This window comes from Chthoniobacterales bacterium, assembly GCA_018883245.1.
Taxonomy (GTDB): domain Bacteria; phylum Verrucomicrobiota; class Verrucomicrobiia; order Chthoniobacterales; family JACTMZ01; genus JACTMZ01.
The window spans coordinates 100,490-122,716 of the sequence record VEQL01000002.1; the positions used below are offsets into that span (position 1 = coordinate 100,490).

The 22,227-nt window shown below is 60.0% G+C and carries 21 protein-coding genes; 15 read left to right on the forward strand and 6 right to left on the reverse strand.

The window, feature by feature from the left end:
- Positions 1 to 5: 5 nt before the first annotated feature.
- Positions 6 to 2,399, reverse strand: a complete 2,394-nt coding sequence (locus tag FGM15_01245) for an ATP-binding protein (protein ID MBU3664491.1) — start codon at positions 2,397 to 2,399, stop codon at positions 6 to 8.
- Between the two features lie 74 nt (positions 2,400 to 2,473).
- On the opposite strand from FGM15_01245, the gene FGM15_01250 reads away from it, so the two are divergent.
- The 6 genes from FGM15_01250 to FGM15_01275 all read left to right on the forward strand — a co-directional run bounded on the left by FGM15_01250 (position 2,474) and on the right by FGM15_01275 (position 8,755).
- The gene (locus tag FGM15_01250) at positions 2,474 to 2,962 is read left to right on the forward strand and encodes a prepilin-type N-terminal cleavage/methylation domain-containing protein (GenBank protein ID MBU3664492.1); all 489 of its coding nucleotides are present in this window, start codon (positions 2,474 to 2,476) and stop codon (positions 2,960 to 2,962) included.
- A 13-nt stretch (positions 2,963 to 2,975) separates the two neighbouring features.
- Positions 2,976 to 3,569: a type II secretion system protein gene (locus FGM15_01255; protein ID MBU3664493.1), complete on the forward strand. Its 594-nt coding sequence runs from the start codon at positions 2,976 to 2,978 to the stop codon at positions 3,567 to 3,569.
- A 185-nt stretch (positions 3,570 to 3,754) separates the two neighbouring features.
- Positions 3,755 to 4,147, forward strand: coding sequence for a hypothetical protein (locus FGM15_01260; protein ID MBU3664494.1), 393 nt, complete (start codon positions 3,755 to 3,757; stop codon positions 4,145 to 4,147).
- On the forward strand, positions 4,054 to 4,914 hold the full coding sequence (locus FGM15_01265) for a prepilin-type N-terminal cleavage/methylation domain-containing protein (GenBank protein MBU3664495.1): 861 nt from the start codon (positions 4,054 to 4,056) through the stop codon (positions 4,912 to 4,914). Before FGM15_01260 ends, FGM15_01265 begins: the two co-directional genes overlap by 94 nt.
- Positions 4,911 to 7,949, forward strand: a complete 3,039-nt coding sequence (locus tag FGM15_01270; protein ID MBU3664496.1) for a hypothetical protein — start codon at positions 4,911 to 4,913, stop codon at positions 7,947 to 7,949. The genes FGM15_01265 and FGM15_01270 overlap by 4 nt, the downstream gene beginning before the upstream one ends.
- 368 nt (positions 7,950 to 8,317) lie before the next feature.
- On the forward strand, positions 8,318 to 8,755 hold the full coding sequence (locus FGM15_01275) for a hypothetical protein (protein ID MBU3664497.1): 438 nt from the start codon (positions 8,318 to 8,320) through the stop codon (positions 8,753 to 8,755).
- 122 nt (positions 8,756 to 8,877) lie between these two features.
- Here FGM15_01275 and FGM15_01280 read toward each other — a convergent pair whose 3' ends face one another.
- A complete protein-coding gene (locus tag FGM15_01280; GenBank protein MBU3664498.1) occupies positions 8,878 to 9,474 on the reverse strand; it encodes a type II secretion system protein in 597 nt (198 codons plus the stop codon).
- A gap of 146 nt (positions 9,475 to 9,620) precedes the next feature.
- On the opposite strand from FGM15_01280, the gene FGM15_01285 reads away from it, so the two are divergent.
- From FGM15_01285 to FGM15_01315, 7 genes are all read left to right on the forward strand, one after another.
- Positions 9,621 to 10,061: a hypothetical protein gene (locus FGM15_01285; protein ID MBU3664499.1), complete on the forward strand. Its 441-nt coding sequence runs from the start codon at positions 9,621 to 9,623 to the stop codon at positions 10,059 to 10,061.
- A 45-nt stretch (positions 10,062 to 10,106) separates the two neighbouring features.
- Positions 10,107 to 11,516 carry a DUF1800 domain-containing protein gene (locus tag FGM15_01290; protein MBU3664500.1) on the forward strand — a complete coding sequence of 470 codons (1,410 nt, stop codon included), beginning with the start codon at positions 10,107 to 10,109 and terminating at the stop codon, positions 11,514 to 11,516.
- A 6-nt stretch (positions 11,517 to 11,522) separates the two neighbouring features.
- On the forward strand, positions 11,523 to 12,806 hold the full coding sequence (locus tag FGM15_01295) for a DUF1501 domain-containing protein (GenBank protein ID MBU3664501.1): 1,284 nt from the start codon (positions 11,523 to 11,525) through the stop codon (positions 12,804 to 12,806).
- Between the two features lie 132 nt (positions 12,807 to 12,938).
- Positions 12,939 to 13,601, forward strand: a complete 663-nt coding sequence (eda, locus tag FGM15_01300; GenBank protein ID MBU3664502.1) for a bifunctional 4-hydroxy-2-oxoglutarate aldolase/2-dehydro-3-deoxy-phosphogluconate aldolase — start codon at positions 12,939 to 12,941, stop codon at positions 13,599 to 13,601.
- Between the two features lie 110 nt (positions 13,602 to 13,711).
- Positions 13,712 to 14,476 carry a trehalose utilization protein ThuA gene (locus FGM15_01305; protein ID MBU3664503.1) on the forward strand — a complete coding sequence of 255 codons (765 nt, stop codon included), beginning with the start codon at positions 13,712 to 13,714 and terminating at the stop codon, positions 14,474 to 14,476.
- Between the two features lie 203 nt (positions 14,477 to 14,679).
- Complete coding sequence (locus tag FGM15_01310) at positions 14,680 to 15,723, forward strand: sugar phosphate isomerase/epimerase (protein MBU3664504.1); 1,044 nt, start codon at positions 14,680 to 14,682, stop codon at positions 15,721 to 15,723.
- 23 nt (positions 15,724 to 15,746) lie between these two features.
- Entirely contained in the window at positions 15,747 to 16,886 is a 1,140-nt protein-coding gene (locus FGM15_01315) for a Gfo/Idh/MocA family oxidoreductase (protein MBU3664505.1), read from the forward strand.
- A 106-nt stretch (positions 16,887 to 16,992) separates the two neighbouring features.
- Here the strand turns inward: FGM15_01315 and FGM15_01320 are convergent, their stop codons facing one another.
- Positions 16,993 to 17,496 (reverse strand): shikimate kinase, encoded by a 504-nt coding sequence (locus FGM15_01320; GenBank protein MBU3664506.1) that lies wholly within the window; start codon positions 17,494 to 17,496, stop codon positions 16,993 to 16,995.
- 2 nt (positions 17,497 to 17,498) lie between these two features.
- Positions 17,499 to 17,705: a cold shock domain-containing protein gene (locus FGM15_01325; GenBank protein MBU3664507.1), complete on the reverse strand. Its 207-nt coding sequence runs from the start codon at positions 17,703 to 17,705 to the stop codon at positions 17,499 to 17,501.
- A 232-nt stretch (positions 17,706 to 17,937) separates the two neighbouring features.
- Between FGM15_01325 and FGM15_01330 the strand changes: the two genes are divergently transcribed.
- Both FGM15_01330 and murJ read left to right on the forward strand, forming a co-directional pair.
- A complete protein-coding gene (locus FGM15_01330) occupies positions 17,938 to 18,915 on the forward strand; it encodes a threonylcarbamoyl-AMP synthase (protein MBU3664508.1) in 978 nt (325 codons plus the stop codon).
- Entirely contained in the window at positions 18,908 to 20,515 is a 1,608-nt protein-coding gene (gene murJ, locus FGM15_01335) for a murein biosynthesis integral membrane protein MurJ (protein MBU3664509.1), read from the forward strand. The genes FGM15_01330 and murJ overlap by 8 nt, the downstream gene beginning before the upstream one ends.
- Here murJ and FGM15_01340 read toward each other — a convergent pair.
- Both FGM15_01340 and FGM15_01345 read right to left on the reverse strand, forming a co-directional pair.
- Positions 20,512 to 21,480 carry a glycosyltransferase family 9 protein gene (locus FGM15_01340; protein ID MBU3664510.1) on the reverse strand — a complete coding sequence of 323 codons (969 nt, stop codon included), beginning with the start codon at positions 21,478 to 21,480 and terminating at the stop codon, positions 20,512 to 20,514. The two genes, murJ and FGM15_01340, sit on opposite strands and share 4 nt — an antisense overlap.
- Positions 21,477 to 22,199 (reverse strand): metallophosphoesterase family protein, encoded by a 723-nt coding sequence (locus FGM15_01345; GenBank protein ID MBU3664511.1) that lies wholly within the window; start codon positions 22,197 to 22,199, stop codon positions 21,477 to 21,479. The genes FGM15_01340 and FGM15_01345 overlap by 4 nt, the downstream gene beginning before the upstream one ends.
- Positions 22,200 to 22,227 lie beyond the last annotated feature (28 nt).

Genomic DNA, 22,227 nt, shown 5'->3' on the forward strand with positions numbered 1-22,227 from the left:
CCGGATCACGTTGTCCACAGAATGCCTGAGGAACGGACCTCGAGGGTCGAGGGCAATATTTTCAGGCGCAAAATTTCCGGAACGGCGGCCGTCGCGGTGCGCTGAGGCATAGCGGCTATCTGGCTCTCGAGTTCGGCTTCCAAGTCCGCGACATTCGCCTCGGCCTCGGCCAGCTTTTCCTCTGCCGTGCCGACATCGGCGCTTTGCTTCATGGCGCGGGTTCCGGCGCGAGCGGCCGTTCCTGCGCGCGAGATGTGGCCGATACTCGAAGCTTTTTTTCCCAGCAGGGCACCCAGCAGCGACGTGCCCACGCTGATTGCGGTCTGCATCTGCGCGGCCCGGGCTTCGGATTTTTCACGCGTCACCCGGTCGCGGGCTTGGGCCACTTTCTGCGCCGCCGAGTTCATCCGTGCCGAAAATTTCTCCCGGAGCCTGCGGACGGCTTCGTCGCGTTCCTCGCGTGCTGCTTGATCGAGACGAAGGCGGAAGTCGCCTTCCTTCTCGAATGGGATCCCGGTGACTGTTCCCGATCGCAAAACCGTGACCTCAAGCGCCTCGCCGAGTTTCGTCCGTGCCTCGGCAAGCCACGGTTGCTGGCTCGCGGCGTGCAATGCGGCAGGAACGACGCTTGCGAAGAGTTGTCCGGCGTGGGCACGCGGCGGCTGGAACGCTTCGGCGGGACCGGCCACGCGGGCATGCGCCCAAGACGGTTGTCCTTTGGTGTCGAGCGGCACGGACACGACGACTTCGGCAGACGCCTCGGCGACGGGGCGTTTCGATGCGAATGCCGCCCGGATGATCAGTCCCACTGAGGGCAAAAGCGTTGAATTTCCTGCGGCATCGGCGGCGACAAGTTGCCATACGCCGGGCTCTGCAGCGGGCGGTTCGGGCGAACCCGCAGACGCTGCAGGCGCCGGAGAGGTTGGCGCGGGTGGTGCTGCGGCGGGAGCCGGTTTCGCGCCGGCCATGAGCTGCCGGATCTGCTCGCGGGTGAGGGGACCACGCAGATAGCTCATCGTCCAACGTGTGCTGAACATGACGGGTGCCGGCAAATGCACGCTGTTGAGCAGGAACACGCGCTTGCCGAGTTTGTTGAGCATCTCATGCAACCCCGCGCGGTCGGCCCCGCGTCCGGCGCTTGCACTCTCCAGTCCTTCAAGAACGCGTTGCTTGTCGCGGTCCGTTTGCAGGCGTCCAATGAACCAAGTCCCGCAGTTCGCCAAAGCCTTGTAGTCCAAGTCGGCCGGATTCTGCGTGGCGAGCAGCAGGCCGAGACCGAAAGCACGTGCCTGCTTGAGCAAAAGGAGCAGGGGACCTTTCGATGGCGGGTTCGCCACGGGCGGCAGGTAGCCGAAGATTTCGTCGAGATAAAGCAAGGCGCGCAGCGATGGTGTGCCAGGCTGTCGCCTCATCCACGCGATCACCTCGTCGAGCAAGGTTGTGACGAAAAACATCCGCTCTGCGTCAGACAGGTGCGCGATGCTGAGCACCGCGAGGCGGGGTTTGCCTTCCGGGGTGTGCAGCAGGCGCGCAATGTCCAGCGGCTCGCCCTCCCGCCACGTGGCGAACCCGGGCGAGGCCAGCAGATTGTTCAGGGCCATCACCAGATCCATGCGCTGCTTCGATGGGAAAAAGTCATCCAGCGGCAGCACGCCGATTTTATCGAAGGGCGGGTTTTGCACCGCGGCGATCAGCCCGGGCAGATCAGGCGATTCGCCGCGCACCCACGCGTTCTGCAGGATGGCCGATAGCAGGCTGAACTCGCGGCTGCGCAGCGGATCGGCATCGATTTTTAGTAGTCCAAGCAATCCCGCCGTCGTGCTTTGCACGCGTTCGGCAAGAAGTTCCGCGTCTTCCGCCACGGAATGGTCCGGCGCGGCGAACGAGCGCAAAATCGAGAGGGGAATGCCGGCATTGCTTCCCGGTGTGTAAATGGCGATGTCTGCTTTCTCCCGCAAAGCCGCGACACGCTCCGGCGTCTGGCCCCATTCAGCCAGACCCGCCTTCCACTTCTCTGCCTCGGCCGCCGCGAAATCCTCCGCATCCACACCCGCCTTGCGCGCATCCTCCACGTTGACCCACGGAGCAAAGTCTTCACCGGACATCTTTGGAAAAGTGAGGAGCAGATTCCCGAGGTCGCCTTTGGGATCGATCATCAGCGCGGGGATCCCGTCCATCGCCGCCTCCTCGAGCAGCGCGATGCAAAGGCCCGTCTTGCCGCTGCCGGTCATGCCGATGCAGACGCCGTGGGTCGTCAGATTCGATGAATCGTAGAGCAAGGGTTCGCCGGTCGGCTTGCCGTTGGCATCCACTTCGCGTCCGAGATAAAAAAGGCCGAGCTTCTCGTAGATATCGGGGTTCATGGTCACCTGCAAAGAAACGCGGAATCCCCTTTGCATGAAAGCGGAAATGAGGCACTTTTTCGTCAGTCCGTCACCTTCCTCCCCTTTCCAACCAAATTATTCGAAACCCAATGAATAGTTCCGTTCCCAACCGCCGCGTTTCCTGCGGTGCCTTCACCCTCATCGAACTGATGGTAGTTGTCGCGATCATCGCCATCCTTGCAGGCCTTACGCTCAGCACGATGGGCTACATGAACCGCAAGGCGGCGCGGTCCAGGGCCGAAGCTGAAGTCGCAGCTCTTGCCGCCGCCATCGAGAGCTACAAATTGGACAACGGTCTTTATCCGCAGATGGACAATCCAAGTTCCACGTCCATGGCTAATGTGACGACCACAAACCTCTATGCGGCATTGTGCCCTACCGGCGCAGGCAAAGTTTATTTGGAGCCTAGACCGTCGATGCTGAATACGAATAGCACCAGATATTCGTTCATCGATCCCTGGGGAAACGCGTATAACTACCGCACAAATACAAACGGAAACATACTCGTAAACAGCAATTTTTTCGACGTATGGAGCACTGCGGGCAGCACAAACACGGACGATTACATCAGGAACTGACCTGATGTGAGTCATGAAGCGAAAAGCTTCATCTTCGGGCGGCGAGGGATTCACGCTCGTCGAACTGCTGATCGCTGTTGCGCTCGTTGCAATTCTGTCCTCTTTGCTGACCCCCGCCATTATGGGACTGCTCGGTGTCGGCGGTCCGCGCGGTGGTGTCAGCGCTCTGGCTGCTGCGCTGGAGCAGGCGCGGTTTGCCGCCATGCAAAGCGGCGTCAGCGCTTACGTCGGCTTTCCGTTTTCGGATCCCGCCATCGCCGCTGACGCAAGGTATTCTTCCTTCATCGTGTTCCGGGATCCGCGTGAAGATGAGGTAACTGTTGTTCCAATCTCCCGCTGGCTGAGGATGCCGCGCGGGGTTTACATCGCGCCGGGCACAAATTTTCCGTCAACGATAAAGACGGTCGCTAATATGCCGAAGCTAGCCATGCGGTCGCCATCCGCGCTCTCGGTGGTGCAGTTCGACCGCTTTGGCAGGCTCAAACCCTCCACGGGTGATGTTGTCCTGGTGGTCGGGCAAAAAGCGCAGCCGGAGGGCGATTTTGTCGCTGGGAAAAGCACAGTCATCATCCAGCCTCTGACCGGGCGCGTGGTGGTGACGGAATAAGCGTGATGCGAGCGGTGCGAAAAATCGGTAAGACCACTGCCGGTCTCGCATCTCCGCAGGGGTTCTCGCTGGTCGAGGTGACGATAGCGATCGGCCTTTTCGCATTTGTTGTGGTTGCGATTGTCGGCATGTTTCCCGCAACAATGAAAATGAGGTCGGAGTCCGCGCTTGAAACACGGGCGGCAATGATCGCAGAGGAGTTATTTGCCGCGGTTCGCAAGGCGCCAGCCATGACGAATGTTCTTCTCCGGGCCGGCCCGGATCTTTTCGACGCGAACAACTTGCAGGCCGTGGACTTAAAGGCGGAGCCTGTGGTTGTTGGCTATCCGGCCCAGACGAGCGTTCCATTTTTTATGTGGTGCAAGGGGCGGGGTGCCGGGGATCCCGCCGCGGCATGGGACAGCGGTCAGATGCCGGCCGGCGCCACGGCTAACGAAATACTGTTCCTCGCGAGACTTTCTGCCACGAATGTGAACAACGACCTATACCGGGTGGACGTTCAAGTTCGTGCGCCCGCCGCCGTGCCCAGGGCCAGATCCACAGTGGTGGGTTTTTCGACACTCCAATACAAGCCGTGACGAAATTTCAGAGATCCGGACGTTGCGATGGCAGGCGTCCGCATGATGCAAGCAGCGAGGCCTTTTCGCTGGTTGAGGTTCTGGTTGCCTCAGCTGTTATGGGCATCCTTATGATGATTCTGCTCGGGACCATGGGCGCAACCCTTTCCCTGTGGCGGACGGGCGAACGCAAAATCAGCGCTGATCGCGAAGGTCGCGCCCTTCAGTTGATGTTGATGCAGGATTTGCGCAATGTCGTGATGCCCCGCTCTCCGGCGCTCTGGCCCCGCGTGGTGAGCAATGGCGCTAATATTCATCTTCAGTTCTTGGCGTTGCTGCCCACGGATTACCAGACAAACCCCTCGGATGCAGGGGACATCTGTTTTATCGATTACGCGTTGGTTCCCGGGGAGCGCCGGTTAATGCGCTCTTTCAAAGGCAGTGCAGAAACATTGGCAGTTCTCCAAGCGGGCTCTTTTCCCGCGCCTTCGACAAACAGTGCCCAACTCGTTGCAAGTGCATTGCTGCCTGAAAATCGTCAGGCCGTGCGCCGGATGGCGCTGGGCCAATACGTCACAAACAGCAATTTCGTGATTCTGGATACAAACCTGCATCCCATTTCCTGCGCCTATAGCGCGGGGAACTGTCCGGCGATGATCGAGTTCAACTTCGCCGCGGTGGATTCTCAGACCGCGACCAATGCTGCTTTGTTGGAAAACACGAACGCGCTCCTGCCTGGTGCAGCACTGTTTTCCTTCCGCGTTGACCTCCCGGATCCACAGCCATGAAAGATGGCGAGGCAGCAGACCAAAAGCGCGGCGCCGCGCTCGTCACCACGGTGATCGTCATTGCCGTTTTGGCGGTGGTCATGGTGGCTTTCAGCCAGACGGCAACAACCGAGCGTTTTACCACGCGGATTGTGTCCGACTATTTGCAGGCGCAACTTGCCGCTGAGGCAGGGGCTGAGTCCGCATTGGCAAGCTTGTGGCAAACCACGCTTGACGGACCTTATGCCACTATCTACGCCCGCAACCCCGCGTCGACCGTTCCCTCTCCATACCTCTTCTTTGCGAAGAGACAGCTGAACGAAGGAATTGTTGCCACGCGAAGATATCCTTTGTTCAGTTCCGCTTTCACGACCGAATCGTATTTCGATTCCGCCAACGCTTCGCTCATCGACACGAACGCGCGCACGCTGAACGATGAGATTCAAGGAGAGTCGGTCTCGCGGAACATCACCGACCCCACCGACCTGGCGGTTGATATCAATCGCGTTTGGCAGGTGATGACAAACGGGCTTGTCGGACTCACAACCAACGGCACGCGCTTGGCCATTCCCGTCAACTGGATCTACCTGAGCAACAATGCAGGAAAGATCGTAGGCCGTTTTGCGTATTGGACCGACGACGAGTGCAGCAAGCTCGATGTCGGAATTGCGGGCAACAACACCAACGGACCGTGGAACAGCGCGCTTCCTCGGAGTTACGGAACGAACTTGGGGGAGGTCAGCCTGTCCTTTTTAACCAATAGCTCGCCGGGCGGTGTCGGTGTCTCCGGTGGATTATTGAGCAAGAGCCAAGTGGATAACCTTCTTGCCTTCAAGCGGACCGCCTCAACTCTTGGGGACAAAAGCCTGCTTCGCTTTCCGCTGGTTGAAGGTGCAGCCCCCATCAATGACAGCGATGTTTGGAATAGGCTCCGGCCATATATCACCACAGCGGCATATCACGACCGCCGCGCTCCCGACGGGAAGCTGAAGTTGAATCTGAATACGGTTATAGCGGCTGCTCCAACCGACGCGGCACGTATCCAGCAGGAGATGGATTCAATCACGGAAGCCATCACTAATAATCTTCCGGAATTTGGTGCACGCTCGGCTTCCGATGCCACGGGGGATGACAGGGAGTTTTATGTCCGCAAAATTGCCGCAAATATCCGGGATTTTGTTGATGCGGACAATGCCGCGACCGTTGTCACGGCGTTTGGCGCGACTTCGGTGGCCACGAATGTGTTGAGCGTGCGAAGTTTGATGCCATTCGGAAATAGTCTGACACTTCACGATATACCAGCGGTGGGTAAGGATGGTGCACCTGTTCTTTCGGAGTATCTCTGCGTTATAACAGCCCAAAATCCTGCTGCTGGAGCAGGTGGAACTGTGTCGCTAAACGCGAAATTCGCCCACTATGTCGAGCTTCACAATCCTACTGGTCGCACAGTTCGGTATAGCGACCTTAACGATCCTTATATCCTTTTGACCCAGCGCGAGCGCTGGACCGAGCGAAAGCCCAGTGCAGGCGGCTGGATGGACATCCCGCTTCGTCCTCCCGACTTGGTTATGCGTTTGCCATCAAGTTTTGAAATTCCTCCCAATGGCTACGCGGTTGTGACAACTGACAGCACGCCCATTGCCATCGCTGCAGGAACTGTTTACGGGCTGACGCGGGGCACCGGTCCCGGCACTTGGGATACTTTCGATCCCGGTGGTGCGTCTATACCCATGGCTGGCGTCGATGAAGTCTATCAGTTGACGACACAGGAGATAACCGTGTCCGGTAATCCCAGATACAATGTTTTCACCAGCAAGAGCTCGGCTATGCCTTACGCGGACGCGGAAGAGCGCTTGGTGTTTGCTTCCAGTGCGGGGGTCTACGATATCGCGCCGAAGATTTATACGGCTGACCGTTTATTCATAGGAAGGGGTGCTGACAACCCCGTCTACAATTGGACTTTCCCTGCAGATCCTGTGACTTTCTCAAGGAACACTTCAGGCGACGCCGATACGGAGGCGCGATTCAGTCGCGGCGACCTTCTTGCGAACATGGAGATTTCATCTCTAGCGAACAACACCGGGGGCACCTGGCGAACAACTGCGGCGGGAGGAGCGGTTTATCAGAGCAAATTCAACGCAAACTCAAACAGTCTGACCTTGGGTTCTCTCAACTTTAATTATAGCGACCGGGGATTTGCCACTGGCGTCTCCAGATGGCGCCGCGGTTGGAAGGAATACACCTCCGACCCCGCCGGCAATCATTTTGTCGCCAACCGCCCGCTCTTCTCAGTCGGCGAGCTGGGCTTCGTTTATGACCCGTCGCGGCACTCGCTTGCCGGATATCGTTCGCACGGCGCGACCCTCCGCTTGGGCCAGTCCGACGCAGGAACCAACAATCGTGCGGGCAACGGAACCGGCGAATATGCCAATTGGCTCGGTGGGCGCGGCTCCGATTTCGTCACAAATACAAACTACCTGCGAAACGCTTTCCTTCTTGCGGATATTTTTACCACGAGCACGAACGACCGTGGGCGCGTGAACCCGAACTCCCTTGTGAGGGATGGCGGGTTTGTTTTCAGAGCCCTGACTGAGGGCTTTGTTTTCGAGACCAATCCCGCCAGTGGAGCGTCTGCAGCGCTGGGCGGAAAAACGATCAACAGCAATGCTTTGCTTCCGAATCTCCTCGCGACAGCGACCAATGCTGCCGGCCTGGTTTCTTTGGGTGACGTTTCCCTGGCGTCAGCCTTCCATGCGGGAACCAATTTGGTGGCGGGAGTGGATATGACGAACACCACCACGCCGGTATCAGATGCCGGCAAGGAGGAGTTCTTTCGCCGCAGTGCGAACCTTCTCACGACCCAAAGCCTGGGTTTTACCGTCTTTTCGATCGGCCAATCAGGTCGATTCGTCGGTGACAGGTTCCAAGTTTCCTCGACCGCAGTCAAAGAATTGCTGGTTCATCTCGCGCCGACATACCCCGAGGCAACCAGCGATTTCGAGCGTGTCGCGCCGCAGCGTTGGAATTTCGTCAAGCTGCGTGAGATGAATTACTGATGAAAAACGCCTCTTTCCCGCGCGTGCTGACTTTTTCCATATGGTTTGCCATGGCGTTTGCGTGCCCGGGCCTGTCCGAAGCGCGGGAGGAGGCACGGCCGGAGTATGGGAGCCAGCTTGATCCGCGGAAAACGGCCTACGCCTCTTTCGTGAACGTCTGCGGCACGGATTTGCAGGATCGTTGGCGTGCCTCGCTGGATGTCACTTTCAAGAGCGCGACCTTGGTAACGGACCTGCGTGTCGGTGAAAGCTCCCTCATGCAGCCGGTCGAAGCAGAGGGGCAAGGAACACTCGAAGTCCGGAGGCGCGGAAGTCCGGAGGTGTTGGAACGAATTCCGGCCAACTTGCCGCCGGGAACTTTCTGCACAGTGGTGATCTCCGGCATGATCGGCCACAAGTCGGATGTCCGGGCTCTTGTGCTGCGCGACTACCCGTTGTTGGAAAACCAAAAAAGGCGTGGCATGGCCAGGCTTCTACTGGTTTCAACGATCGGCGGCTACCAAACAAAAGTGACTATCGGCGGGGAAAGTATTGGGAATTTGCAACCCGGCCTGCCTAGAGAGCTTTTCATCACTCCGGGAGAGAAAGAGATTAAAATGTTCTTTCAGGACAAAAAATTCGGGGACCGCGATCTGCATACGCTTTCCGGCCTTGCGGCCAAGCCGGGCGAAAACTGCAATGTGATATTTTTCGACTCTCCGCAAACGCCGGGGCGACCGAATGTCTTGGCGATAAACGCCGACCAGCAACGGAACGAGTTGCTCGAAAGCTTAAAACCGGAAACGCAATCGTTGCCAAAGAAATAAGAGAAAGTCTTTTCCTTGAAGGGCGCGCAGGCGACGGGGATAAGCGGACGGACGCGTCGTCATGCTCCGCAATCTTCAGTGCGCTATCAGAGGGACATGGTGCGCCTGCGGTTCCGCGTCGCCTATTGCCAAGAAATGATGTCGTCCTTGGCGGTCCCTGAGTTTTTGTCACCTGATCCAAACGTTTTGTCTGGACCAGCTGAAGCTGCAATCACGGAATAGTTGAGGTTCGCAAAACCCGCATTTTGAGAGTAGAAATTGTTGATTGCGTTGTCGTAATTGTCATCGAGCCTGATCTTATAAGGTTGTCCCCAAGGGTCATAAAATACGCCATCCGGTCCGATTCCACCTTTTTTAGCGTTTGAAACTTTAGGCTCAAAAAAAGCGATCATTCTCGGATTGAATCTGATTTTGTCGTCACCCTCATTTGCGACACCGCGCAAAACAGTTACCAGCCTGTTATTATCCGATTCAAACTCCCCTTTGTCAGCGACAGTCGGCAGTTTGCCATACTCCAACTGATAAGCCTTGATGGCTGTGACCAATTGCTGAAGGTCATTGCGAGCTTGGGCCTTCCGGCCTTGCTCAAGCGCCCCTTGAACTGCCGGAAACGCCAAGCCGGCCAGAACAGCGATAATCGCGATGACGACGAGAAGTTCGATAAGGGTGAAGGCGTTGCGGCGGAGGGCGGGGCGGGGCAGGGATGATTTGAGGGTCATGGTCGTGATGAACTGGGGACTATTTAGCCCGCGGCGGCCGCGCCCGCAAACTTTTGCTTCGGGCGACGATTGTGCGGGCAGTCTGAACACGGCTTGCGCCCGTTAAACAATCGTGTATCCAGTTGGTAAGTCACGTTTCCCCCCTTGTGAACACCGGCTCCAAATCGCCGCGCTACATCCAACGTCAGCACGAGCGTCGTTTTCTCTCGGCGATTGCGCCTTTGGTTTGGTTTGTGGGGCTGATTGGCATCGGCCTGCTGGCTACACTGTTCGTCCAATACGGTGTGCGCGGTGGCGTGCCCTCGTGGCTGTGGGTGGTTGCGGGTGTGTTGCTCGCTGTTCCGCTCGGCTTCTTCGCGTTCATGCTCTTCCGAGGCCATCTTCGCCGCGCGGTTAAATCCCGGCGTCCACATGCACCGCAGCAGATGCGCGCGGCCGGAGGATTTGTGCCGCCGCAACCCATTGCGCCCGTAAGCCTACGCAGCGCCGATGCCTTGAAAAGCAAATCGGAGGGATTGGGGCGCCCGGATTCGCATCGTCAATCCTTCGATAAAGGAACAAGCCGCGACAAATACCAGAGCCGTTGACTTTTTTCCGCATCGCACGCGCGGGTGCGGGGTTAAAGGACTCGTATGGCTGTCGCAACTCAAGTGCAGTGGAACGCGCGGACAGCAGCACATTTGCTGCGGCGGGCTGGCTTCGGGGGAACTCCGGAGGAGGCGGCCAGACTCGAGGCCCTCGGGATGGAGGGGGCAGTGGACCATCTGCTCCAACCCAGCGAAGGCGGTCTTGATGCGCCGGCAACCGATCCGGCAGAGCGGGAGAAAGAAAGAAGACTCCGGCAGGCGCGCAAAAACGGGAAAGACGAGGAGTTTCGACGTTTCAAACGCCAACAGATGGAAGCGTTCCGCGACATCCAATATTGGTGGTTGCGGCGCATGAGGGATCCGCGGCAAGCAGTGTCCGAGAAGCTGACACTTTTCTGGCACGGACATTTCGCGACGAGCCAGACCAAGGTGCGCTGCAATCATGCAATGCTGTTGCAAAATCAGACCTTGCGGCGACTCGGCAGCGGTCCTTTCCGGGATTTGTGCGAGGCCATGGTTTGCGACCCTGCAATGCTCGTGTGGCTCGACGGACGCCAGAACCAAGCGAAAGCACCGAACGAGAATTTCTCGCGCGAGGTGATGGAGCTTTTCACGCTCGGGGAAGGGAACTACACGGAGGATGATATTCGCGAGGCGGCCCGCGCTTTCACCGGTTGGGTGGTGCACCGCGACAATGGGCAGGCGGATTTCGTGCCGCGGCGATACGACAGCGGAGAGAAAGTTATTTTCGGAAAACGCGGACGATTCGATGCCGCTGGAACGATCGACCTGTTGTGCTCACTGCCGCGCTGCGCAGAATTTCTGGCGGGAAAACTTTGGGAGTTCTACGCGGGAAGGGCACCTTCGCCGGAGCTCGCCCCTGCTCTGGCATCCCGCTACGGGGAGGAGAAGCTGCACACGGGCAAGTTTCTGCGCTTTGCCTTCACGCACCCGGAGTTCTACTCGGACCGAGTTCGCTCCTCGCAGGTGAAAAGTCCCGTGCAGTGGCTTGTGCAGGCCTCGTCCGAGCTGGGACGGCAACTGCTGCCGCCGGGAGTTGCTTTGCCTCTCGTCTCCGACCTCGGTCAGAGGCTCTTTCAACCTCCAAGCGTCAAAGGGTGGGATGGTGGAGCGGCGTGGATCAACAGTGCCACGCTGATACGCCGGAGCAACACCGCCCGCCTTTTCGTTTCGGTCGCACCTCCGCTGCCAGAGATCGGCGAAAGCTCTCTTGACGCACTGGCTTGGCGCAATGTCGCGCCGCCCGAAGCGCGCGTGTCCGCCGACGCGCTGCAAAAGCGGCTTGAGGCGGTGTTTCTCGCTGCTGCGCCGTCTACGACCACACGGCATCACCTCGGCTCGGTGCTGGAGAAAAAGGCCTTCCCTTGCACGGATGAGACCGTGCGCGAGGCGTCGATGGTTTTGCTTGCCGCGCCGGAATACAACCTCTGCTGAAACGCCATGAACGAACATCTTTTCACGCGCCGCCGCTTCCTGCGCACCACGTTGCTTGGGGGCGCAGTCGCCACGACGGTTCCATCTTTCATCGACCGCACATTCGCCGCGCTGCTCGAGTCGGCGGAAACCGGTTTCTCCACGGCAACCGGCAAGGACAGCACGATCCTTGTCGTGATGCAGTTGGCAGGAGGCAACGACGGACTCAACACGGTCGTGCCCTTCGCGGACGACGCGTATTACAGCGCCCGCCCGGCACTGGCGATCCCGGCGGCTAAAGTGCTCCGCGTGAACGACCATTGCGGACTTCACCCGTCCTTGACGAATCTCGCGTCGATGCTCGGCGAGGGCAGCGCTGCCATCGTCCAGGGTGTGGGCTATCCGAACCCGAACCGTTCTCATTTTCGCGCGACGGAGATCTGGCACACGGCGAGCGATTCCGACAAGATGGACACATACGGCTGGCTGGGCCGTTATTGCGATGCGGCCTGCAGTGGCGAAGATCCCGGGCAGGCCATCGCCACGGCGGACCAGTTGCCGCAGGCCTTGCGGTCCAAGTCGGGCAAGGCCATCGCCATCGGCTCGCCGCAGGACTACCGGTTCCAGCAAGGCATGGATCCGGCGCCAGCCGAGCCTGACGATGACGAGGCAGCGCCGGACGGTGGCTCGATTGACATGCTTTTCGGATCGTCAGCGCCCGAGACCGGCCTTGCCGATTTTCTCCAGCGTGCCGCGCTGGACGCAGCGGCGTCTTCCGCGCAAGTGCAGGACATTCTGCGGAAAGCCCGCAGCAGCAAGGAATATCCCGCATCGGATCTCGGTCGTCGCCTGAAACTCGTGGCCCAGCTCATCGGTGGCGGCATGCCCGCGCGCGTTTACTATGTTTCCCTCGGAGGTTTCGACACGCACGCGAACCAGACCGGCGCCCACGACCGGCAGCTTCGCGTGTTCGACGAGGCGGTGGCCGCTTTTTGCCGCGACCTCAAAGATCAGGGGAATTTCGATCGCGTGACTTTGCTGACCTTCAGCGAGTTCGGTCGGCGCGTTGCGCAGAATGCGAGCAATGGCACCGACCACGGAGCGGCGGCGCCTCTGTTTCTTTTTGGCGGAGGCGTGAAAGCCGGAATCCATTGCGAGCATCCAAGTCTGACCAAGCTATACCGTGGCGATCTGGTGCATGGCACGGACTTCCGTCGAGTTTATGCCACCATTCTCGAGCGCTGGCTGGCTACACCTTCGAAGCCTGTGCTTGGACGCGACTTCGGGACACTTGATCTGTTCCGCGCATAGGGCACTCGGGTAAAACTTGGCCTCGGGTTTTTGGCAGATCGCTTTTTACGAAGGCGCTGCGGTGCTGCATTTACGGGGTTGGGTGCTGCCTGCCGGCTCGACGTGCCGGCTTTCAGTTGGCAGAGTCCGGCCATGACGACTCCGCTTTTTGATCCTGTGCTGGCCGAAAAAGTCTCGCAAGCCGGCGTCGTGGCGGTGCTGGTGGTCGATGATGTCGGCGATGCAGTCCCTTTGGCCCGGGCGCTGCTTGAAGGTGGCGTGAATGTCATGGAGCTGACCATGCGCACGCCGGCGGCTATCGAGGCGCTCGTGCAGATTCGTCGCGAGGCGCCGGAAATGACGGCCGGCATCGGCACCATCCTGACGGTAGAGCAGTTGCATGCCGCACGCAAAGCCGGAGCGGCGTTCGGGGTGTCGCCGGGTTGCAATCCGCGCCTACTTGCGGCCGCGCGGGAGGCTGAGTTTTCTTTCGGTCCCGGCGTGGCCACGCCGAGCGATATCGAGACGGCGCTCGAATACGGTTGCCGCTTGCTGAAATTCTTTCCCGCCGAGCAACTCGGCGGATTGCCCTATCTTGCTGCCATGGCTGCGCCCTACGCGCACCTTGGGTTGCGCTACATACCGCTCGGGGGATTGACACCGAAAAATGCCGGCGCGTATCTCCGCGACAAAATCATAGCTGCCATCGGCGGGTCCTGGATCGCGCCGCGCGATGCTATCAAAGCCAAAGATTGGGCGACGATCGCTTCCAACGCCCGTGCCGCCCGGCAGTTGGTGGAGCAACGCCAAGCATGAAGTCCGGCTTTCAGGCGCACCGCTCTGTCTACGGTGGACCTCTGCAGGTTTCACGCGAATAGGCAGTTGCGATTGCAAAATCCGCCAGTTGCATTGATTTTTGCCGATCCATGAGCATCCGCGTCACCGTTTGGGGCGAATTCCGCCACGAGAAGAAAAACCCCGCAGTCGCGGCGATTTATCCCGACGGCATGCACGAGACGATTGCAGCGTTTTTGCGCAAAGATCCGGAACTCGAGGTATGCACGGCCTGGCTGGACCAACCGGAACACGGCCTTTGCGTGGACCGGTTGGAAAAAACCGATGTTCTCGTCTGGTGGGGGCACATGGCGCACGGGGATGTCGCTGATGCGGTGGTCGAGTGCGTCCACCGCCGCGTGCTCGAAGGCATGGGACTTGTCGCTTTGCACTCGGGCCATTACTCGAAAATTTTCAAACGCCTCATGGGCACGACATGTTCGCTCAAATGGCGGGAAGCGACCGACAAAGAGCGCGTGTGGAATGTTGCGCCGCACCATCCGATCACCTCCGGGCTTGGCGAATTTTTCGAGATTCCCGCCGAGGAAATGTATGGCGAGCCGTTCGGTATCCCCGCGCCGGACGAGCTGATCTTCATTTCGTGGTTCACCGGCGGCGAAGTATTCCGCAGTGGAGCGACGTGGCAACGCGGAAACGGCCGGGTGTTTTATTTCCGTCCAGGACACGAGACTTATCCGACTTATCACGACGCGAATGTGCAGCGCGTCATCACCAATGGCGTCAAATGGGCGCGCTCGACGGTCCGTATCCCCGACGTCTGCGCGAATTCGCCTCCGCTTGAGCCTTTGCCGGAGGACTCTGCGGCCGCGGAACGTTCCGCCGTGGGTTTCCGCTGACTTTAGGTTGCCGCAAAAGCAGCCGGCTTGCTGCAGACCAAGTGCGGGTGCTACTACGCCAACATTGTCGCGCGGCAGACGGACGGAGCAGTGCCGGCCGCCGCAATCGTGTGAACAAGGCGACCGCTTCTCGTTCTCGACTTGGCGGCGAAAAGTGAGAAAGTCGTGTGTTCCATTCCCGCCAAATTCCACTGAATTCTCCCATGAAAAGACCTGTCACTCTCTTCACTGGCCAATGGGCTGATCTGCCGCTTGCCGAACTCGCTCCTTTGGCCAAACGCATGGGCTACGACGGCCTCGAACTTGCCTGCTGGGGAGACCATTTCGAGGTTGACCGCGCCCTGTCTTCAAAATCCTACGTCCGCGAAAAATGGGAATTGCTCTCGGACCATGGGCTGACCTGCTTTGCCATCTCGAACCATCTCGTCGGCCAGGCGGTATGCGATCTTATCGATGAGCGGCACAAAGCCATATTACCGCCGGAAGTCTGGGGCAACGGCGATCCTGAGAGTGTTCGCCGGCGCGCGGCGAAGCAAATGATCGCCGCAGGCAGGGCAGCGCGCGCTTTTTTCGACACGAAGCCCGGTTATGCGAAGAGCCGACACCCGGTCACGGTCAATGGATTCACCGGCTCATCCATTTGGCATTCGATCTACTCATTCCCTCCGACCTCGCAGGAATACTGGGACAGAGGCTTCGCCGATTTCGGGAAACGCTGGCGTCCGATCCTCGACTCTTTCGAAAAAGTCGATGTCAATTTCGGCCTCGAGGTCCATCCGACCGAAATCGCCTTCGATATCGCCTCGGCCGGGCGTGCGCTGGCCGCGGTCGGAAACCATCCGCGCTTCGGATTCAACTACGACCCGTCGCATCTCGGCTATCAAGGCGTGGATTACGTGCAATTCATCCGCTGTTTCGGCCCGCGGATTTTCCACGCGCACATCAAAGACGTATGGTGGGGCAAGGGGACGGGCGATAGCGGGGTGTTCGGCGGCCATTTGTCCTTCGGCGATCCGCGTCGCTATTGGGATTTTCGTTCGCCGGGCCGCGGGGACATCGATTTCGAGGCGGTGATCGTCGCTCTCAACGACGCCGGCTATCACGGTCCGCTTTCGGTCGAATGGGAAGATATCCGGATGGACCGCATCCATGGGGCGACTGAAGCGGCGGATTTCACGCGCAAACTCGATTTTCCGACGAGCGCCGTGGCTTTCGATGCGGCGTTTGCCAAAAAGAAGAAGTCATGAGCGCCGCGACCCGCAAAATCCGCATGGGCATGGTCGGAGGCGGCCGCGGTGCATTCATCGGCGCTGTCCACCGTGCGGCAGCGGCACTTGATGGACAGATCGCACTGGTTTGCGGTGCGTTCAGCAGCGACCCGCAGCGCTCGAAAGATTCGGGTGCCGATTTGTTCCTGCCGCCGGAGCGCTGTTACGGAACATTCGAAGAAATGATGGCCAACGAGGCTGCGTTGCCGCGGGACTTGCGCATGGACTTCGTATCCATCGTCACCCCGAATCATTTGCATTTTGCGCCGGCCAAGGCGGCGCTGGAACACGGATTCCATGTCGTCTCCGACAAACCTGCGACTTTCAATCTCGCGGAAGCCAGGGCACTCGGCGACTTGCTTGATCGCACCGGGTTGCTCTACGCGCTCACGCACAACTACACGGGATATCCTCTGGTCAAGGAGGCGCGCGAGATCATCCGCTCTGGGCGTCTCGGCAAGATCCGCAAAGTTGTCGTCGAATACCCTCAGGGCTGGCTGGCCACCCGCTTGGAAGAAACGGGACAGAAGCAAGCCTCGTGGCGGACGGATCCCGCGCGCTCCGGTGCGGCCGGATGTCTCGGCGACATCGGGACGCACGCCGAGAACCTTGCTGAATACATCACAAGTCTGCGGATCAAAGAACTGGCCGCGGACTTGACGGCTTTCGTCCCGGGGCGCCGGCTCGATGACGACGCCAATATTTTGCTGCGCTTCGAGGGCGGCGCCAAGGGTGTGCTGCACGCTTCGCAGATCTCGGTCGGCGAGGAGAACAATCTGAACATTCGCGTTTATGGCGAACTCGGCGGGCTCGAATGGCACCAGCAGGAGCCGAATACGCTTCTGCTCAAGTGGCCGGATCGTCCGACCGAAATCCTGCGCGCAGGCATGGGTTACCTCGGCAAGTCCGCGGCAGAAAACACGCGTGTTCCTCCCGGACATCCGGAGGGTTACCTCGAGGCGTTTGCGAACATTTATCGCAACTTTGCCAGCCACCTCCGTGCGGTGATGGAAAAACGCGAACCGGATCCATCCGCGCTCGACTATCCGAAAATCGCCGACGGCATCCGCGGCATGGCGTTTATCGAAGCCGCGGTGGAAAGCTCGAAAAACAACGCGCGCTGGACCTTCTTGCCCGGGTAAAAAATCTTTCCGGGAAACTCGCGGGGCTTCTCGCCCTGGGGTTGCTGTCGAAGGTCCGCTGAATCCTCGAGCACGCTGCGCCACCCCGCGGGGGTCGGGACAGGTTCTACTGCAGGGCGGCTAGGACGGCTTCGGCGGTTTGCCGGTGGCTCAGTTTTCCGGAGTCGATGCGGACAGTGGCGGCTTCGCGGTAGAGAGGTTCGCGGGCGCGGTAAAGTTCCTCCAGCGTGCGGCGCGGATCGGCTGTGCGCAGGAGAGGGCGTTTGCTGTGTTTGACGCGCTGGTGCAGTTGCTCCGGCGTGGCGTCGAGCCAGACAACCGGACCGATCTGCGGAAGGATTGCGCGGTTGTCGGCGGAGATAATGACGCCGCCGCCGGTGGCAACGATGAGTCCGAGGCGTCCGACAAGGCTTCGGAGGACGCGCGTTTCAATCTCGCGGAAGTGCGCCTCGCCGTGCTGTTTGAAAATCGCCGGGATCGACATGCCGGCCTCCAGGGTGACGAGCGTGTCGGTATCCACCAGGGCGTAGCCGGTGAGCGACGCGAGGATCCGGCCGACGCTGGATTTGCCGGATCCCATGAATCCGACGAGGACCAGATTGCGAAACACTTTCAGACTTTCACGACGTTCAGGGCTTTGGGTCCGCGCTCGCTGGGCGAGAGTTCGAACTCGACCGCGTCGCCCTCCTCCAGCGTTTTGTAGCCATCGCCGCGAATCTCCGAATAATGCACGAAGATGTCGGCGCTGGCGCCGCTGGGGTCGGTGATAAAGCCGAAGCCCTTTTTGTTGTTAAACCATTTTACAATTCCTCGGGACATACATCTGGGGTGGTTTCTTGACGCGATTCTCCGCGTCTGCTGCGTATATGAGTGTGCGCCGGAGGGGTCGTCAATTGCATATTGGAAAAGGTAATCAACCCGGTCATGATTCGCGGGCTGCGATGTCTGCGCAAAAACACCTCGCCGGCGCTTGCCATCAGTCGTCGAACGGAGGCCGCAAGAAACTTCGGGCGAGCAGACGGCGATCCGGCAGCGTATCGCATCGGACACCATGAAAACCGAGGTCATCTCCGCTTTGGGCGATGTGCAAATTGGCGCTGCGGCCTTGCACGCGGCGGAATTTTTGCGTCGAGGCGACGTGGTGGCGGTGCCGACCGAAACAGTTTACGGCTTGGCGTGCGATGCAATGGATGCGTCCGCTGCCACGAAGGTGTTCGCCGCGAAAGAGCGTCCGGCATTCGATCCGCTCATCGTGCATGTGGCCGGCGAGGAATGGATCGAAAAACTGTCATGCGCAGACGGCGATGTGCTCGAGGCCGCGCGAAAACTCGCGGCGGCTTTTTGGCCGGGACCCTTGACCATGGTGCTTCCGTCCAACGATACGGTTCCGGACATTGTGCGCTCGGGGCTGCCGACCGTCGCATTGCGTTGCAGTGCGCATCCGGTGATGGCGGCGGTGGTGGCAGCGCTTGGGCATCCCGTGGCCGCGCCCAGCGCCAACCGTTTCGGGAGAATCAGTCCGGTGACGGCGCAGGACGTGGTCGAGGAGTTGGGCGGACGCATTCCGTTGGTGGTCGACGGGGGGGCGTGCCGGCACGGACTGGAATCGACGATCGTGGCCGTGGAAGCCGGGCGCCTGGTTCTTCTTCGCCCCGGGCCGGTGACTCGCGAGCAGTTGGAAAAGTTTGCCCGCGTCGAGCATGCGGAACGCGCCGTTGCGATCGCTGCCCCGGGCATGCTCGAGAGCCATTATGCGCCGCGAACCCCGCTGACGATCCTCTCGCCGGGCGCGACATTGCCTGCTGATGCGGCGGAAAGCGGGCTACTTGCCTTCGGCGGGGGGACGGCAGGATTTGCCGCACTGGAAAATCTGCCGGCCGACCCCGCGGAGGCGGCGCCGGTGTTCTTCTCGGCCCTTCGTCGGCTCGACTCATCGGGCGTGAAACGCATTTATGCCCGCACGGTTGCGGAATCCGGGCTGGGCATGGCCATCATGGATCGGCTACGCAGGGCGGCATCGCATGAGTAAGGAAAAGCTCAACACGCGCGCCGCCGGCATCGTGGCCTTGGCTGTGATGCTGAGTCGCGTGCTCGGACTGGCGCGCGAGTTGATCCTGGCTGCGCTTTTCGGTGCAGGGCGGGGGATGGACGCCTATATCACGGCCTTCCGTGCCCCGAACCTCTTGCGGGATCTTTTTGCCGAGGGCGCGTTGTCGGTGGCATTTGTGACGGTCTTTTCCAAAATCGGGGTGGAGAGGGGCGTGGACGCGGCGTGGGTGCTTGCGCGCAAGATGGCCACCCTCACGCTCGTGTTCATGAGCATCGTCACGCTGCTTGGAATTATTTTTGCAGGCCCGCTTATGGACTTGCTGGCGCCTGGTTTTGATCCCGCGAAGTCTGCGTTTGCCATTGAACTCACGCGCATCATGTTCCCGTTTATTTTGCTCGTCTCTCTCGCGGCGCTGGTGATGGGGATGCTCAATTCGCGCAACGTTTTCGGCATGCCTGCGATGGCATCGAGCTTTTTCAACATCGGTTCCATTGTCGGTGGTGTGGCCATCGCATGGCTGATTGACCCGTGTTTCGGACCTCGCGCCTTGGTTGGAATCGCCATAGGCACGCTTGTCGGCGGGTTTCTGCAGCTGGCCGTTCAGTTGCCGAGCCTGCGCAAGGTCGGGTTTTCCTTCGCCTTCGACTTCCATTGGAACGATCCGGATGTGAAGCGGGTGCTTGTCCTCATGTTGCCGGCGGTTATTGCCGCAAGTGCCGTGCAGGTGAATGTGATGGTGAACAGCGTGTTTGCCTCCTATCTCGGCGATGGCGCCGTGAGTTGGCTGTCCTACGCGTTCCGTTTGATGCAGCTGCCTCTCGGGATATTCGGTGTGGCCATCGCCACGGTCACGCTGCCCGCAGTTTCCAAAATCGCGGCTGGCGGCGACATGGCGCACTTCCGCGCAACATTGTCCAAGGCGCTGCGGCTGGCCCTTTTTCTCACCTTGCCGGCCACTGTAGGGCTTGTCCTCATGAGCGACGAAATCATCGGCCTCATTTATCAGCGCGGGAAATTTTCTCCCGCCGACACGCTCCAGACCGGTGCTGCGCTGAAGTTTTACGCGGTGGGCCTCATGGCCTACGCATGCATCAAGGTTCTGTCGCCGGCATTTTACGCTCTCGACCGCAAATGGACGCCGATGATGGTGAGCTTCGTGGCCATCGCGCTCAACGTGCTCTTGAACTGGCAGCTCACATTCCGCATGGGAATGGGGCACCGCGGACTCGCTTTGTCCACCGGACTTTCCGCCGTGGCGAATTTTCTGATGCTCTACTTGCTCATGCGCCGCGCTGCCGCAGGAATGAACACCGCGTCGTTGATCGGTCCGTTCGCGAAGATGATTGTTGCCGCGGGTGCGTTGGCCGCGGTCTGCCATGCAGGGCGCTTGAGGCTTGAGCCGTGGCTGGCTGCGGTGTCACTGACGGACCGCACGTGGTCGCTTCTCACGGTGATCGCGGCCGGTGCTGCCGCCTACTTCGGTGTCTGTGCCTTGCTCCACGTCGGAGAAGCGCGCGAGGCGTTGATGCTGATCCGCCGCAAAATCTCGCGGCGCGCCATGTCGCCGCCCGGCGCCTAGCTGAATTGCCGGGCTGTCCACCGGGCGATTGTCTCCGCATCATGAATGTCCGGGACAGCCGATTTCGCCCGGGATGACGCGGGATCGAGCGCGGGAAAAAACTCGCCGCCTTTCCATACATGCGCTCCCGGACGATAGGGTCCGACTTTGCACGGGTCGCTCCATGTGTGAATGCCGATGAGTTTGTCCGTGACCGCGGCGGCCAGATGCATCGGTCCGCTGTCCACGCTGACGACGAAGGCCGCGCTGCGTAGCAGCCAGATCAACTCGGCAAGATTGGTTTTGTTCGATAAATTCACGGCATTTTCCGGCAGACCCGGCAGGGAAGCCTCGTTGCGTCCGGCAATGACGACAGGATGGGCCGCCTTGCGGCAGAAAGCGCGGATACTTTCCGTCGTGAGTGATTTCCCGTGTCCTCGGGAGAAGGGGTGTAAAAGGATCCACGGTGCGGGTGGCAAGGCGGCGGAGGGCTGTCTGCCGGCTGGGAGGCTGAAAACCGGCGACCCTTCCATCGTAGCTCCGACCGCTGCGGCAAGCCCAAGGTAGCGCTCGACGGCGTGCGCATCGGCGTCAATGCGCACCGTTTTCGAGTGGAAAAGGCGGGCGCCCTCGCGTGCATCTGACATTCCGTAAACAGGGGTTCCGCGGAACGCCTGCGCCGTCAACGCCGTGCGCAGCAGTCCCTGAAAGTCGAGGATGAGGTCGGGTTGGAGTTTTGTCGGAAGGTCCGCCCGCCATCGCCGGAAACGCAGCCATCCGGCTGGTCCCCGGAATTCCGCGCGCGGGAAAACAAGCGTGCTATCGACGTGGGGGTTCCCTATGAGCAGCGGTTCCCATTCGGGGTTCACCATCCAAGTGATGTGCGCCTTTGCGAAGCGCGCGCGCAGGGCGGCTACCGCTGGAAGAGTGTGGACGATATCGCCCAGGGAGCTGGGCTTGAGCACCAGCAGGCGGGAAGGGTTCATTTGCCGACGGCAAGCCGGTGGGCGAGTTCCTCCGGCAGCCCGGCATCGATGATTTTGCGCTGCGCCGTTTCGATGTCGTAAGGGACACGCCGCAGTTCGATGTCCATCGTCTCCGGTTGATAAATCACGTAGGCGGCACGCCAATCGCCGTCGCGCGGCTGTCCGACACTGCCGACGTTGATCATGTATTGCGTTCCCGGGTGCAGGCGCACGGTGTCATAGAGCTGTTTTTTCACCACGATGCCCGTGCGGTAAAGGAAGGGCTCGTGGGTATGGCCGAAGAAGCACACCGGCGTGTGTTGGTAGGTGAAACTTGCAGCCGCATCACCGGGGGTGACAATGTAGCCCCACTTGTGCGGCGTATCGAGGGTGGCGTGCACGACGGTGAAGTCGCGGATCACACGCTGGAGTCGCAGCGACCGCAGCCACTCTTTGTCCTCATCCCCGAGTTGCTGGCGCGTCCAGCGGATGGCGACGTCGGCAAGGTCGGTGAAGCCTGTAACGGCGCCGGACATCGCCGCCTGCTCGTCGTGGTTTCCCTTGATGACCGGGCAATCCAGAGCCCGCACGGTTTCGATGCAGGCCGCCGGGTCGGCACTGTAGCCCACCAAGTCACCCAGGCAGATGTAGTGCGTGCAGTCTTGGATTTGCGCGTCGGCCAAGACGGACTGCAAAGCCTCGAGGTTGCTGTGGATGTCACCGAAAAGGGCGATGCGCATGGAAAGGGCGTGTCTTGAGATTCCGCCG

Coding starts and splice junctions, on each gene's coding strand:
- FGM15_01245 (MBU3664491.1), bottom strand. CDS start 2,399: ATGCAAAGGGGATTCCGCGTTTCTTTGCAGGTGACCATGAACCCCGAT.
- FGM15_01250 (MBU3664492.1), top strand. CDS start 2,474: ATGAATAGTTCCGTTCCCAACCGCCGCGTTTCCTGCGGTGCCTTCACC.
- FGM15_01255 (MBU3664493.1), top strand. CDS start 2,976: ATGAAGCGAAAAGCTTCATCTTCGGGCGGCGAGGGATTCACGCTCGTC.
- FGM15_01260 (MBU3664494.1), top strand. CDS start 3,755: ATGATCGCAGAGGAGTTATTTGCCGCGGTTCGCAAGGCGCCAGCCATG.
- FGM15_01270 (MBU3664496.1), top strand. CDS start 4,911: ATGAAAGATGGCGAGGCAGCAGACCAAAAGCGCGGCGCCGCGCTCGTC.
- FGM15_01280 (MBU3664498.1), bottom strand. CDS start 9,474: ATGACCCTCAAATCATCCCTGCCCCGCCCCGCCCTCCGCCGCAACGCC.
- FGM15_01290 (MBU3664500.1), top strand. CDS start 10,107: ATGGCTGTCGCAACTCAAGTGCAGTGGAACGCGCGGACAGCAGCACAT.
- FGM15_01295 (MBU3664501.1), top strand. CDS start 11,523: ATGAACGAACATCTTTTCACGCGCCGCCGCTTCCTGCGCACCACGTTG.
- eda (MBU3664502.1), top strand. CDS start 12,939: ATGACGACTCCGCTTTTTGATCCTGTGCTGGCCGAAAAAGTCTCGCAA.
- FGM15_01305 (MBU3664503.1), top strand. CDS start 13,712: ATGAGCATCCGCGTCACCGTTTGGGGCGAATTCCGCCACGAGAAGAAA.
- FGM15_01310 (MBU3664504.1), top strand. CDS start 14,680: ATGAAAAGACCTGTCACTCTCTTCACTGGCCAATGGGCTGATCTGCCG.
- FGM15_01315 (MBU3664505.1), top strand. CDS start 15,747: ATGGGCATGGTCGGAGGCGGCCGCGGTGCATTCATCGGCGCTGTCCAC.
- FGM15_01325 (MBU3664507.1), bottom strand. CDS start 17,705: ATGTCCCGAGGAATTGTAAAATGGTTTAACAACAAAAAGGGCTTCGGC.
- FGM15_01330 (MBU3664508.1), top strand. CDS start 17,938: ATGAAAACCGAGGTCATCTCCGCTTTGGGCGATGTGCAAATTGGCGCT.
- murJ (MBU3664509.1), top strand. CDS start 18,908: ATGAGTAAGGAAAAGCTCAACACGCGCGCCGCCGGCATCGTGGCCTTG.
- FGM15_01340 (MBU3664510.1), bottom strand. CDS start 21,480: ATGAACCCTTCCCGCCTGCTGGTGCTCAAGCCCAGCTCCCTGGGCGAT.
- FGM15_01345 (MBU3664511.1), bottom strand. CDS start 22,199: ATGCGCATCGCCCTTTTCGGTGACATCCACAGCAACCTCGAGGCTTTG.